This is a genomic window from Streptomyces sp. NPDC059169 (assembly GCF_042755225.1).
In the GTDB taxonomy this organism is placed as follows: Bacteria; Actinomycetota; Actinomycetes; order Streptomycetales; family Streptomycetaceae; genus Streptomyces.
This window is the reverse complement of the sequence record NZ_JBHZCF010000019.1, coordinates 87234-100278: the sequence shown is the minus strand read 5'-3', so window position 1 is coordinate 100278 and position 13045 is coordinate 87234. Positions and strand designations below refer to the sequence as shown.

Sequence of the window (13045 nt, the reverse complement as noted above, 5' to 3'; positions counted from 1 at the left end):
GGCCCGGCACCCGACGCACCGGAGGGCCCTCGGGCGGTCCGGCAGGCGCCGCCACACCTCCGGAGCGGGGACGCGCCGGGGCGAGGTGCGCGGATGCCCGGCGGCCCCCGCGTAGGGGCCGACCGGACCGGCAGGCCCCTGAACGTGTGTGCGGTACTGTCCCTGACCCGGGCCGCAGGGCGTGCGCGCGGACATCTCAGCTGGTTGCTGCGGCGCGCCCCGACAACCGGCTTCGAGGATGGGGGGAAAGGGGAGAGAAACGAATGAAGAGGGAAAATCTGCACGGAATCGACGTCGTCACCGCGGCGCGGGACGGGGACCAACATGCTCGGGAACAGCTGGTTGCGGACTACCTGCCGCTGATCTACAACATCGTGGGACGCGCGCTGGACGGCCACGCCGACGTGGACGACGTCGTCCAGGACACGATGCTCCGGGTGCTCCACGGCATCGGCGGACTGCGGGAGCCGTCGCGCTTCCGCTCCTGGATGGTCGCCATAGCCGTGAACGAGATACGTCACCGCTGGCACAACAGGCAGCGTGTCGCTGCGACCTCGCTCGAGTCCGTCCCCGAGGGCGTCGACCGCGGACCCGACTTCGTCGACTTGACCATTCTTCAGCTCGAGCTCTCGGGACAGCGCCGGGAGGTAGCCGAAGCGACCCGATGGCTCGACGGGAACGACCGGGAGGTCCTTGCCCTGTGGTGGGAGGAAGCCGCTGGTCGACTCACCCGGGACGAGCTGGCAACGGCTCTGGACGTGACTCCCCAACACGCCGGCGTGCGCGTGCAGCGGATGAAGGAGCGGCTGGAGGTGAGCCGGGTCGTCGTTCGCGCCGTCGGCTCCCGTCCCCGCTGCGTGGAACTGGGAGAGATCACCGCGGGCTGGGACGGTACGCCGTCGTCCGTATGGCGCAAGAGGATCGCCAGGCACGCACGTACCTGCCCCGCGTGCTCCACGCACTGGGCGGACCTCGTGCCGCCGCAGGGACTGCTGGCGGGTACCGCCATGGTGGTACCCCTGTACGGCTACCCCGCCGTTCCGCCCTCTTCGTACGGCCCGGACGGCCATCCCGATCCCGTCGGCAGCACCACCGACCCCTCGGGCGCCGCAAGCGGGGTGAACGACCCACCGGGCACGGTGCCGGGAGGAGAGGCGACAGGAGGGGCCGGAGGGGGATGGCCCGTCGTCGGCGCCGCGGGCGGCGGAGCGGTGGCCGGTGCGCTGCTGCTCGCTCTGCTGTGGCCCGGCTCGGAACAGGCGCCCGAGCCCAGGGCCGTCCGCACGACGATCATGTCCCCGACTCCGTCAGCATCCCCGTCCACACCCACGCGGACGCCCACTCCAACGCCCACGCCGCCTCCCACGCTCAAACCCAGCCCCACCCCCGCAGCGGTGGAACCCGAACAACGGCTCACCGAACTCGTCAACGTCCGCCGGGCTCGGGCCGGCTGCGCACCCCTGAGGATCGACCCGCGGCTCAGTGAGGCTGCCCGCAAGCACGCCCAGGACATGGTGGCCCGCGGCTACTTCGATCACGCGAACCCGGAGGGGCTGCACGCAGACGAGCGGATCAGCGCCGCCGGGTACGACTGGGGTTCATGGGGCGAGAACCTGGACCAGGGCACTTCGGACCCGTCGGTCGTGGTGGAGGACTGGATGGACGGTTCGATCCATCAGGAGAACATGCTCGACTGCGAGTACCGCGACGTGGGCGTGGGAACGGCGAAGGGTCCCGACGGGACCGTATGGGTGCAGAATCTCGCGCGCCCCGCCTGACCCGGTCGGTGGCACGCGGCCCCTCCTCCCCGGCACGGAAGTCGTACCCGGCCTGCCGCCCCCCTGGATCGCTGACCGTGAGGGGCCATGCGGGTGGACGGCCGCCGTCGAAGGCCATCAGCACGTGACATGTACCACTCCCGCAGGGGGCCGCTTTCCGTTACAGGAGCCTCCCGCGACTCTCTCCTGTGCCGGCGCGTGAGTCACACGCGCCCGCACGATCTTCGCGCGCGGACGGGCCGACCAGATCCCGTCGCCAAGTGCAGCCCTGCCGGCGCGGATCGAGCGAGGCACGAGCAGATAGGCACGGGATTCATCGTGGTGTCCGAGCAGGAGCCGGCGGAGGTCGCGTTCGTCTTCGACCAGCGGGAATACGCAGAGCAGACCGATACACAACTCGCCGAGCACATGCGCGAGAGAGCGCCGGCCTCACTCCCGGCCGCAGAGGAGTTCCGGCGGCGTCACCTGCCCGCGGTGCTGTCGTACGCCTGGCTGTTCGCCCGGAACAGGGATGCCAGGGACCGGCTCGCCGCTACGGCGTTCGACCTCGCCGTCGAGGAGGCGAGCCGCGGAGTCGATCCGCCGGGAACATGGCGCCACCACCTGTTGACGCTCGTGCAGCGGACCGCGGAGGAATGGGCAGGCGGGGAACGGCGGCGCCTGCTCGACGTGGACTTCCTCCGGTGGTGGGACGACGAGCGGCGGCGGGACGACGAGGTCCCGACTCTGTTCAGGGCCTTCTGCCGACTGCCGGAACGCACCCGCGTCACCCTGTGGTACTGCGTCGTCGAGCAGGAGTCGGAAGCCTCGACGTCCGTGTACGCGGGAATCGATCGGGACCACATGGAGGATGCGAGGGAAAAAGCGCTCGCCTCCCTCCGGCAGGCCTTCGTCGAGGCCCACTTCGAGCGCGGGAGTCCCGCCTGCGAGGCCTACGGGCGCCTCGTCGACGCTGCGGCGCAGCCCCGTGCAGCGCGCCGCAGCCGCGACCTCGGCCGGCATCTCGACACATGCCCTTCCTGCGCCCAGGCGCTCGCGGAACTGACCCGCTTCTCCGAGCGTCCCCGGACCGCCCTGGCACAGGGGCTGCTCCGCTGGGGCGGTGCCGCCTATGTGGCCGCGGGTCCGGTGCCCGTCGCCACCGAGTCCCCAACGGGCTCAGGAGAACCGCAGGCTGCCGCGTCGGGCGCCGGACCGGCGCCGGACCCCCCGGTCTCCTCCACCGACACGGACGCCGACGCCCCGGGGGGAAAGGCAGGACGATGGAGGGTGCCACCCGGCTACGTGGTGCCGGCGGTGATCGCGTTTACGGTCCTGGGGATCGTCGCCCTCATCCTGAGCGCGCTGACCACCGGCTCCGCGGACTCGGAGCAAGCCGGCCACGCCACTGCAACCCCACCGACCCTGCCGCTCCCGCAGCCTACGCACCCGCAGTCGACGGTCACCGCCACCGTCACCGCGTCGTCGCCGTCCACCCACCCACCGAGACCGGCGATGTCCCCCAAACGGCAACACCCCATGCCCCCAACGACGACCGGACCACGGCCAAGCCCGACGCACACCGCCGAGGCTCCGCCCAGACCGCCCGCGCCGAAGCTCCCCGGTGCAGATCCCGCACCCGTCGTCAATGTGTCCTCGGGGCTGTGCCTGGACATCGACGGGTTTGGCTTCGACGTCCAGATGGCTCGCTGCTCGGGTTCCAGGACCCAGCTCTGGTACGTGGACCGGCTGGGACAGCTACGCAACGGCGGCGACCCCTCGGACTGCCTGGATGCCCAGGGCGGCGTGAACTTCGCGCTCGGCACCTGGCCTTGCGCCGACGCGGGTGGTCTGACCAGGTCCGACCTACTCTTCGACATCGACGGGAACGGAGCCATCCGTCCCGTGAATGCACCGGATCTCGCCGTCACGCCGGACCACGGCCGGCCGGGCAGCGAGCTGCATCTTCAGCGCCTCCAGGGCAGAGCCGAACAGCGCTGGACCGCGGGGCCGGCGCAGTAGCTCCGCCCTCCGCCCGCCACCTGCCGCTCCGGCAACCCGGGCATCCGGTGCCGGGCGGCCGCCCAGGGGGCGGACGTTCCTGAACGCCTGGCGGGCCCCGGCGGGGGCGAACCAGCCCGAACTGCCGGATCCCGGCCACGGGTGTCGCCCACAGCAGGTCCCGCGTCCCCGCCGGCCGTCCACACGGCCATCAGCCGCTCGCGCAGGCCCCGGCCGAGGCGGGGGACACATCTCGTGCGGCGACGTCCGGCCGCTACCGCCGTCACCTGCCGGCGGCGCACGAATCCAGGTTCTCAGGACGGGTCCTGGCGCGCCCTCAGCCGGCTGGAATCCAACCGCCGGCATCGTTCCGGTTCAGACAGCGGTCCCGCTGGAGCACTGGCCGGGTCACACCCGGCCCCAGACCACGTGGACATTCCCATGATGCGCCACCGGCTTCCATTCGGAGGAGCATCGTTTGCGTGGTCAGATCCGGCTGACCAGACTTCTCACCGGAGATGACGAGCCGCCCCTCACAGTCAAGGAGCACCCCATGCACGGGTCCGTTTTCTGGAAGAAATACAGGTCCCGGCAGGGGCTGCTGACTGCGAGTGTGCTCACATCGCTCGCCTTGGTCCTGCCTGCCGCGGGCGTCGCCCATGCGACCGGAGCGGACCAGGAAATCACCAGTCGCATGAAGCTCTCAGAGCAAACCGCACGGCCGGATCGCGGATGCGATCGCGACAAGCACAAAGACTGCCAGCAGATTCTCGACGTCGGCGCAAGCATCTACGCCGACGACAACCAGCAGATTCCCTCCACAAGCACCACGCAGATCAACTTCTCCGAGGCCGTCTACGACACGGACTCGATGTTCGATTCGGCGAACTCGACTCTCGTCGTTCGGACGCCCGGACGATATCTCCTGAAATCGCGAGTCCGCTGGATGCAAGTCACCCCCACGGCCGGCACGTCCCTGAATCTCTCTATCCTCGTCAACGGTAATGCCTACGCCACAGACGTGAAGCCCGCGTCCACCGGAGATCAGACACAAGAGGTGTCGACCATCGTTCCACTGAACGCCGGTGATGTGATTTCCCTCAACGTGTTCCAAACCACCGGAAGCACCGCCACCTCCGTCGCAGCCTCAGGTAGCTCGGGCGTTCGCACGGCCCCGCAGCTGCAAGCGGAACTTCTGGTGCCTGCGTGTTCCGACCCATGGCGCGGATGCAATCCTTGATGACGCTTGCGTCCGTCATGAGACGTGCCGCCGTCGTATCCGCGGCTGTCCTCGCCGACGGTTTCGCAGGCGCCCACCGACTGACCGTCGATGACCCCCGCACTGGGCTCGGCGTTGGCCTCTGAGCGTTCCTCGCCGTGCGGCGCAGGGCGTTCGTGCAGTTCACACACGTAGTCACCGGCCCGCCAGCGGCGGAAGAAGTCCCCCGCCAGTACGGGAAGTCGACCGGCATGGCCATCCACTTCACGCCGTTGTCGACGAGGTAGCGCACAGCGTCGGGACAGCGAGGAGACCACCACCGCGTCCACAGGCCCCGCCGCGTACGGCAGCCATCATCTCTTCGGACCCCGGACGGTGGATGCCTGGGTCCCATCCGGGCCTTGCCGACGTCTTCGAAGTGGCCCGCGTCGTTCCACCTTTGGAGCCGATGAGTGACGCGCGCCTGTCGCGCTGCGCCACGGGTGACGCCTGCGCATCGTCCTCACGACGCTTTGACTGACGGATGTAGGAGACTGCTCGCACGTGGTCAAGGCTAGGTACAGTGCCCGGCCTGTGATTTCTGAGAGGTGTCATGTGCCTAGCGTGGTAAAAATCAACGTACTCACGGTCCCCGAAGAGCAGCGCGAGGTGTTGGAGAAGCGGTTCGCCTCCCGTGCGGGCGTCGTGGAGAGCTCGGACGGCTTCGAGTGGTTCGAGCTCCTGCGCCCGGTCGAAGGCACCGACAACTACCTCGTCTACACCCGCTGGCGCGACGAGGCGTCCTTCAACGCGTGGATGGAGGGCCCGATGAAGGCCGCGCACCAGGGTGGCGGGCAAGGAGGCGGCCAGGCCGGCGAACACCCGAAGCCCGCGGCCAGCGGCTCCACCGTGTGGTCCTTCGAGGTCGTCCAGCAGGCGGCCCCCAAGCAGGGCTGACGCCCACGGTCTCACGCGTCTCCGGCCGGACGCCGGGGACGCGTTTCCGTGCGCCTCGCGGGTGGGGACGGAACCGCACGGGGGCGCGGGACCTCCCCCGTTCCGCATGCCCGATGCACCCCCGTCGCGCCCTCCGTGCACCAAGTGGCCACGTCTCAGGCGACCTTGACCCCCTGCCGCCACACTCCCGAGACCAGGGGCACGCCCGGCCGGTACGCCAGGTGGACGTGTGACGGAGCGTCCAGGAGGGCCAGGTCGGCGCGGGAACCGGGACCGAGACGGCCGACGTCGGTGCGGCGCAGGGCCGCCGCGCCGCCCGCCGTGGCGGACCACAGCGCCTCGTCCGGTGTCATCCCCATGTCCCGTACCGCCAGCGCGATGCAGAACGGCACGGAGGAGGTGAACGACGAGCCCGGGTTGCAGTCCGTGGAGAGTGCCACGGTCACGCCCGCGTCCAGCAGCCGCCGGGCGTCGGGCCACTGGGCACGCGTGGAGAACTCGGCACCGGGCAGCAGCGTGGCGACCGTGTTGCCGCTCGCGAGGGCGTCGACGTCCTCCTGGGTCAGATGGGTGCAGTGGTCGGCGCTGGCCGCGTCCAACTCGACGGCCAGCTGCACGCCGGGGCCGTAGGTCAGCTGGTTGGCGTGCACGCGCGGGAGGAGCCCCTTGGCCATGCCCGCGGTGAGGACCGCGCGGGCCTGGTCCCCGTCGAAGGCGCCCTTCTCGCAGAAGACGTCGACCCAGCGGGCGTGCGGGGCGCAGGCGTCGAGCATCTCGCCGGTGACGAGCTCGACGTAGGCCGCCGGATCGTCGGCGTAGTCCGGGGAGACGACGTGAGCTCCGAGGTAGGTCACCTCGTCGGTGTGCTGCGCGGCGATCCGCAGGGCACGGGCCTCGTCATCGACGGTCAGACCGTACCCGGACTTGGTCTCGAAGGTCGTCGTGCCCTGCCGGAGGGCCTCGTCGAGGTAGCGGGTGAGGTTCGCCTCGAGTGCGGCGTCACTCGCTGCGCGGGTCGCGGCGACGGTGGTGCGGATGCCGCCGGCGGAGTAGGCACGGCCGGACATGCGTGCGTTGAACTCCGCGGTGCGGTCACCGGCGAAGACGAGGTGTGAGTGGGAGTCCACGAACCCGGGGATCACGGCGCGGCCACCAGCGTCATGGGCCTCGTCGGCCGCGGGTGCCTCTGCCGCCCGGCCGACCCAGACGACGTTCGAGCCGTCGAGGACCAGCGCGGCGTCCTCGATCAGTCCCAGCGGGGTCGCGTCCCCGAGAGCGGGGTCGTTGGTGACGAGTGCGCCGATGTTGGTGATCAGAGTGCTGCTCATGGTTCTTCTCCGTGGGGATCCATCGGGTTCCGTCCCCCTACGGCCAGGGGCAGACCTTGACGCCCCCATGCTTCCACAGGCCGCTCCCGCCACTGCCGCCCAGGCCCTGGTGACCCCGCCGGTAGGGTCGGACCCATGTCGGGGACTCGATCACCAGTGCGTCCGTCGTCGGTGCGATCACGCCGGGCGGTACGAGGGGCGTTCCGACTGTTCGCCGCGCTCGTCGGTCTCTGTGCGCTCACGGGCATGGCGCGCCTGGTCGTACCCGCCACCGCCGGGACGAACAGTGCACCGCCCGGAGTGCAGCGGCAGTTGGCGTTCCTGCGCGCCGCCCTGGACGACGGTGCGGGTGACGAGGCGCAGCGGCTGTTCCCGGAGGGCTACTTCTTCCTGCACGCGCTGTACGGCCTGAGCTGGGTCGAGATCGGCATGCGCGAAGAGCGGGGCGCACGGTCCGAGGCCTTGCGGGAGGCGCGGTGGGCGCTGGAACGGCTGGACTCCCCGTCGGGCCGTGCGCCGTTCAGCGCGGGCCTCGTCCCCTCGTACGGCGTCTTCTACCGCGGCTGGAGCAACTGGCTGCGCGGCGGGGTGCTGGGACTGCAACCCGCGGCGGACCGTGGTCCGGAGGAGCTGCGCCGGTTCGCGGACGACTCCGAAGCGCTCGGCGCCGCGTTCGACGCGGCGAAGACACCGTTCCTGTCGGCCTACCCCGGCCAGGCCTGGCCGGTGGACTCCACGGTGGCCATGGCGTCGCTACGGCTGCACGACAAGCTGCTCGCCCCGCACTTCGCCGGGACCGTCGACCGCTGGGTCCGTGCGGTGCGCGACCGTCTCGATCCGCGCACCGGGCTGCTCCCGCACCGCGTGGACCCGGCGACCGGAGCTCCGACCGAGGTCGCCAGGGCCACTTCGCAGAGCGTGATCCAGCGCTTCCTCGTCGATGTCGACCCGGCCTTCGCCGGCGAGCAGTACCTGCGCTTCCGCGACCGTTACGTCGCCTTCCCGCTCGGTCTCGGCCCGGCGGTGCGGGAGTACCCGGACGGCACGGACGGCCCGGCTGACGTGGACTCCGGCCCGCTGCCCCTGGGGGTCAGCGCGTCGGCGTCGGTGGTCACCGCGGGCGCGGCCCAGGTCCACGGCGACACGGCGCTCGCCGAGGGACTGACGAACCACAGCGAGCTGCTGGGGCTGCCGCTCGACACGCCGTGGACCAAGCGCTACGCCTTCGGTCTGCTCCCGATCGGAGACGCCTTCCTGGCGTGGTCGAAGACCGCGCGGCCGTGGGTGTCGCAGCCGGCGGCGGCACCGCCGGCGAGCCTGACGTGGTGGTGGCGGCTGCCGTGGCTCTGCCTGCTGGCCTTCCTCGGCGCGGCACCGTGGATACCGGCTCTGGTACGGCGCAGCCGGGGCTGGCGCGCTTCGAAGGCCCCGGAGGCGTGCGACGACGCGAAGCGGGATCGCTCCGCCCGGCGTCAACGCCGGTGAGCGGCCCGGAGCATCGGCCCCGAGCCGCCCCCGCGCCTCAACCGCGCAGCGCCCCGATCGTCTCCGCCAGCGCCGACGCCACGTCGGGCACCAGGGTGTGGACACCGTCCCGGACCACCTGGCGGCCCGCCACCACGGTGTGGCGTACGTCCGCGGACGTCGCTGCGAAGACGGCCGTCTCCGCGCCGAGTCGGGGCACCGGCCCCGCGGTCCGCACCGTGTCCAGTGCGATGGTCGTGAAGTCGGCGAGTGCGCCCGCCTCCAGACGTCCCGCCCCGTCCCAGCCGAGGGCCGCGTGGCCGTCCTCCGACGCGGCCCGCAGCAGCGCCGCAGCCGTGAAGTGGCCGCGTGTGCGGGCGCGGAGGCGCTCGTTCAGCTCCATCGCCCGGGCCTCCTCCAGGAGGTCGATCACCGCGTGGCTGTCGCTGCCGAGCGAGAGCGGGGAGCCCGCGTCCTGGAGGGCGGGCGCCGGCCCGATGCCGTCGGCCAGATCACGCTCGGTCGTCGGGCACATGCAGGTGCCGGTGCCCGTGCCGCCGAGCAGGGCGATGTCCTCGTCCGTCAGATGGGTGTTGTGGACGCCCGTGGTGCGGCGGCCGAGCACGCCGTGGTCGGCGAGCAGCCGGGTGGGCGTGCAGCCGTGCGCCGCGAGGCAGGCCTCGTTCTCCGCGGTCTGCTCCGAGAGGTGCACGTGCAGGGGCGCGTCGCGCTCCTGCGCCCAGGCGGCCACCGTCGAGAGTTGTGCGGCCGGAACGGCACGGACGGAGTGGATCGCCGCGCCGATGCGCACCGTGTCCCCGTCCTTGAGTTGCGCGACGCGCGCGGCCCACGCGTCGGCGGTGCCGTCGGAGAAGCGGAGCTGGTGCTCGTTCGGTGGCTCTCCGAAACCGGCGGACAGGTAGGCCGTGTCGAGCAGCGTGATCCGGATGCCGGCCTCCGACGCGGCGGCGATCAGCGCCTCCCCCATCGCGTTGGGGTCGGCGTAGGGCGTCCCGTCCGGCGCGTGGTGCACGTAGTGGAACTCACCGACGGAGGTGATCCCGGCCAGCGCCATCTCCGCGTACACGGCTCGCGCCAGCGCGTGGTAGGACTCCGGCGTCAGCCGCGTCGCGATCCGGTACATGTATTCGCGCCAGGTCCAGAAGGTTCCCGACCCGACCTGAACGAGCCCGCGCAGCGCACGGTGGAAGGCGTGCGAATGGGCGTTCGCGAGGCCGGGCAGGGTGAGGCCGCGCAGCACCACCGCACCCGGCTCCGGCGCCTCCGCCGTGGTTCGTGCGGCGGTGATCCGGCCGTCGGCCACGTCCAGGGCGACGCCCGGCTCGACACGGGTGCCGAGCCAGGCGTGCTCCAGCCAGTACGTCACCTGCACGCGAGGCCCTCCAGTACGTCGGCGAGTGCGAGGACCCCGGCGACGCAGTCGTCCTCGGCCGCCGATTCGGCCGGGGAGTGCGAGACTCCCGTCGGGTTCCGTACGAACAGCATGGCGGTCGGGATGGAGCCGGAGAGGATGCCCGCGTCGTGTCCCGCCCCCGTGCCGAGCAGGGGCACCCGCCCGCCCAGCAGGTCGCGGATCTCGTCGCGCAGCGCGTGGCCGAACTCGACGACGGGCGTGAACGACTCCCGTGCCACGGCGAGGTCGACGCCGTCCGCCTGGGCGCGGTCCTTGGCGGCCTGCTCGATCGCGGCGACGACGGTGTCCAGGGTGGCCTGGTCGGCGGCGCGCGAGTCCAGCCAGCCGCGGACCAGCGACGGGATGGCGTTGACGCCGTTCGGCTCGACCGAGATCTTGCCGAAGGTGGCGACGGCGCCGGCGAGTTCCGCCTCGCGCCGGGCCGCGAGGACGGTCTCGGCGTACGTCAGCATCGGGTCGCGGCGGTCCACCAGGCGGGTGGTGCCCGCGTGGTTGGCCTCCCCGCGGAAGTCGAACCGCCAGCGGCCGTGCGGCCAGATGGCGGACGCGATGCCGACGGCATCGCCCGTCAGGTCCAGGGCGCGACCCTGCTCGACGTGCAGTTCGACGAAGGCGCCGATGCCGGCGAGCCGTGCGGGGTCCGGGCCGATGACGGCCGGATCGTAGCCGGCCGCCTCCATGGCGGCGGGCAGCGACACCCCGTTGCCGTCCCGCAGCTCGTACGCCTGTTCCTTGGTCAGCTGCCCGGCGGCGAGCCGGGAGCCGACACAGGCGAGGCCGAACCGGGCACCTTCCTCATCACCGAAATTGGCGATGGCGAACGGCTTGGTGAAGGTCGCTCCCCTGCGGCGGAGTTCGTCGAGCGCCGCGAAGGCGGACACCACGCCCAGCGGGCCGTCGAAGGCGCCGCCGTCGGGCACGGAGTCGAGGTGCGACCCGGTGACGACGGCGTCCCCGGCGGCGGGGTCGCCGAGCCAGGCCCACTGGTTGCCGTTGCGGTCGGTCTCGTGGCGCAGACCGCGCGCCTCGGCCTGCTCCTGGAACCAGGTCCGGCAGTCGGCGTCGGCGCCGGTCCAGGCGTAGCGGCGGTAGCCGCCGGTGCCGCCGTCGCGACCGACGGGTGCGAGCTGGGCCCACATCTCCCGGAAGGAGGGCGTACCCGCTGCCCTGTCCGCCGGACGGTCCGCACCGGGGGGCTGGGCCACGGGGCCCTGGCGGGGGTTGGTCACTGACCCTCCCGCATCGGGACGCGGACGTCCTTGGCGTCGGCCACCGACTCGGCGATGTCGTAGCCCGCGTCCACGTGGCGGATGACGCCCATGCCCGGGTCGTTCGTCAGGACGCGGCGGATCTTCTCCCCGGCGAGCTTCGTACCGTCCGCGACCGTCACCTGTCCGGCGTGGATGGAGCGGCCCATGCCGACGCCGCCGCCATGGTGGATGGACACCCAGGAGGCGCCGGAGGCCACGTTGACCATGGCGTTGAGCAGCGGCCAGTCGGCGATGGCGTCGGAGCCGTCGAGCATCGCCTCGGTCTCCCGGTACGGGGAGGCCACGGATCCGCAGTCGAGGTGGTCGCGGCCGATGGCCAGCGGGGCCTGCAGCTCACCGCTCGCGACCATGTCGTTGAAGCGCTCGCCCGCGCGGTCACGCTCGCCGTAGCCGAGCCAGCAGATGCGTGCCGGGAGGCCCTGGAAGTGGACGCGCTCGCCGGCCATCTTGATCCAGCGGGCCAGGGACTCGTTCTCCGGGAAGAGATCGAGCATCGCCCGGTCGGTCTTGGCGATGTCGGAGGCCTCGCCGGACAGTGCGGCCCAGCGGAACGGGCCCTTGCCCTCGCAGAACAGCGGGCGGATGTAGGCGGGCACGAAGCCGGGGAACGCGAAGGCCCGGTCGTACCCGGCGAGCTGTGCCTCGCCGCGGATCGAGTTGCCGTAGTCGAAGACCTCGGCGCCCGCGTCCATGAAGCCGACCATGGCTTGGACGTGCTTGGCCATCGCCTCGCGCGCCCGCTGGGTGAAGTCCGCGGGCTTCTCGGCCGCGTACGACGCCATGTCGTCGAAGTCGACGCCGATCGGCAGGTAGGACAGCGGGTCGTGGGCCGACGTCTGGTCGGTGACGATGTCGATCGGCGCGTTCCTCGCCAGCAGCTGCGGCACCAGCTCGGCGGCGTTGCCCAGGACGCCGATGGAGAGCGGCCGGCGGGCGTCGCGGGCTTCGACGGCGAGCTGCAGGGCGTGGTCGAGCGAGTCGGCGCGCACGTCCAGGTAGCGGTGTTCGATGCGCCGATCGATCGCGCGGGGGTCACAGTCGATGCAGATCGCGACACCGTCGTTCATGGTGACGGCGAGCGGCTGGGCGCCGCCCATCCCACCGAGGCCGGCGGTCAGGGTGATGGTGCCGGCGAGGGTGCCGTTGAACTTCTTCGCGGCCACCGCGGCGAAGGTCTCGTAGGTGCCCTGGAGGATGCCCTGGGTGCCGATGTAGATCCAGGAGCCGGCGGTCATCTGGCCGTACATGGTGAGGCCGAGGGCCTCCAGGCGGCGGAACTCCTCCCAGTTCGCCCAGTCGCCGACCAGGTTGGAATTGGCGATCAGCACGCGCGGGGCCCACTCGTGGGTCTGCATGACGCCGACGGGTCGGCCGGACTGGACGAGCATCGTCTCGTCCTGCTTCAGCGTCCGCAGGGTGCGCACCATCGCGTCGAAGGAGCGCCAGTCACGGGCGGCCTTGCCGGTGCCGCCGTAGACCACGAGCTTGTCGGGGTGCTCGGCGACCTCCGGGTCGAGGTTGTTCTGGAGCATGCGCAGCGCGGCTTCCTGCTGCCACCCAAGGGCGCTCAGTTCCGTACCACGCGGTGCCCGTACGGGGCGGGGTCCAGACATGCCGATGCCTCCTCGCGACGT

Annotated in this window: 9 protein-coding genes; 5 read left to right on the top strand and 4 right to left on the bottom strand. The window is 71.6% G+C overall.

Annotated elements, in window-relative coordinates; translation table 11 throughout:
- Positions 1 to 263 precede the first annotated feature (263 nt).
- The 4 genes from ACFXOM_RS29375 (at position 264) to ACFXOM_RS29360 (ending at position 5913) form a co-directional block, all read left to right on the top strand.
- Complete coding sequence (locus ACFXOM_RS29375; protein WP_385040285.1) at positions 264 to 1778, top strand: sigma-70 family RNA polymerase sigma factor; 1515 nt, start codon at positions 264 to 266, stop codon at positions 1776 to 1778.
- Positions 1779 to 2096: 318 nt separating this feature from the next.
- Positions 2097 to 3779: a ricin-type beta-trefoil lectin domain protein gene (locus tag ACFXOM_RS29370; protein ID WP_385040282.1), complete on the top strand. Its 1683-nt coding sequence runs from the start codon at positions 2097 to 2099 to the stop codon at positions 3777 to 3779.
- A 532-nt stretch (positions 3780 to 4311) separates the two neighbouring features.
- The gene (locus tag ACFXOM_RS29365) at positions 4312 to 4998 is read left to right on the top strand and encodes a hypothetical protein (protein ID WP_384940068.1); all 687 of its coding nucleotides are present in this window, start codon (positions 4312 to 4314) and stop codon (positions 4996 to 4998) included.
- A 573-nt stretch (positions 4999 to 5571) separates the two neighbouring features.
- Positions 5572 to 5913, top strand: coding sequence for an antibiotic biosynthesis monooxygenase family protein (locus ACFXOM_RS29360; RefSeq protein ID WP_384945587.1), 342 nt, complete (start codon positions 5572 to 5574; stop codon positions 5911 to 5913).
- A 155-nt stretch (positions 5914 to 6068) separates the two neighbouring features.
- On the opposite strand, the gene hutI is transcribed toward ACFXOM_RS29360, so the two are convergent.
- The gene (hutI, locus tag ACFXOM_RS29355; RefSeq protein WP_385040279.1) at positions 6069 to 7241 is read right to left on the bottom strand and encodes an imidazolonepropionase; all 1173 of its coding nucleotides are present in this window, start codon (positions 7239 to 7241) and stop codon (positions 6069 to 6071) included.
- Positions 7242 to 7376: 135 nt separating this feature from the next.
- Between hutI and ACFXOM_RS29350 the strand changes: the two genes are divergently transcribed.
- Positions 7377 to 8726 (top strand): hypothetical protein, encoded by a 1350-nt coding sequence (locus ACFXOM_RS29350; protein WP_384945584.1) that lies wholly within the window; start codon positions 7377 to 7379, stop codon positions 8724 to 8726.
- Between the two features lie 37 nt (positions 8727 to 8763).
- Here ACFXOM_RS29350 and ACFXOM_RS29345 read toward each other — a convergent pair whose 3' ends face one another.
- The 3 genes from ACFXOM_RS29345 to hutU all read right to left on the bottom strand — a co-directional run bounded on the left by ACFXOM_RS29345 (position 8764) and on the right by hutU (position 13024).
- Entirely contained in the window at positions 8764 to 10098 is a 1335-nt protein-coding gene (locus ACFXOM_RS29345; RefSeq protein ID WP_384940076.1) for a formimidoylglutamate deiminase, read from the bottom strand.
- A complete protein-coding gene (locus tag ACFXOM_RS29340; RefSeq protein ID WP_384940193.1) occupies positions 10089 to 11279 on the bottom strand; it encodes an allantoate amidohydrolase in 1191 nt (396 codons plus the stop codon). The genes ACFXOM_RS29345 and ACFXOM_RS29340 overlap by 10 nt, the downstream gene beginning before the upstream one ends.
- 86 nt (positions 11280 to 11365) lie before the next feature.
- Positions 11366 to 13024 carry a urocanate hydratase gene (hutU, locus tag ACFXOM_RS29335; protein ID WP_384940078.1) on the bottom strand — a complete coding sequence of 553 codons (1659 nt, stop codon included), beginning with the start codon at positions 13022 to 13024 and terminating at the stop codon, positions 11366 to 11368.
- Positions 13025 to 13045: the final 21 nt, after the last annotated feature.

What these genes read in the sequence shown, in the direction of transcription:
- ACFXOM_RS29340 (WP_384940193.1), bottom strand. Translation starts at nt 11,279, where the DNA reads ATGTGGGCCCAGCTCGCACCCGTCGGTCGCGACGGCGGCACCGGCGGC.
- ACFXOM_RS29375 (WP_385040285.1), top strand. Translation starts at nt 264, where the DNA reads ATGAAGAGGGAAAATCTGCACGGAATCGACGTCGTCACCGCGGCGCGG.
- ACFXOM_RS29350 (WP_384945584.1), top strand. Translation starts at nt 7,377, where the DNA reads ATGTCGGGGACTCGATCACCAGTGCGTCCGTCGTCGGTGCGATCACGC.
- hutI (WP_385040279.1), bottom strand. Translation starts at nt 7,241, where the DNA reads ATGAGCAGCACTCTGATCACCAACATCGGCGCACTCGTCACCAACGAC.
- ACFXOM_RS29365 (WP_384940068.1), top strand. Translation starts at nt 4,312, where the DNA reads ATGCACGGGTCCGTTTTCTGGAAGAAATACAGGTCCCGGCAGGGGCTG.
- hutU (WP_384940078.1), bottom strand. Translation starts at nt 13,024, where the DNA reads ATGTCTGGACCCCGCCCCGTACGGGCACCGCGTGGTACGGAACTGAGC.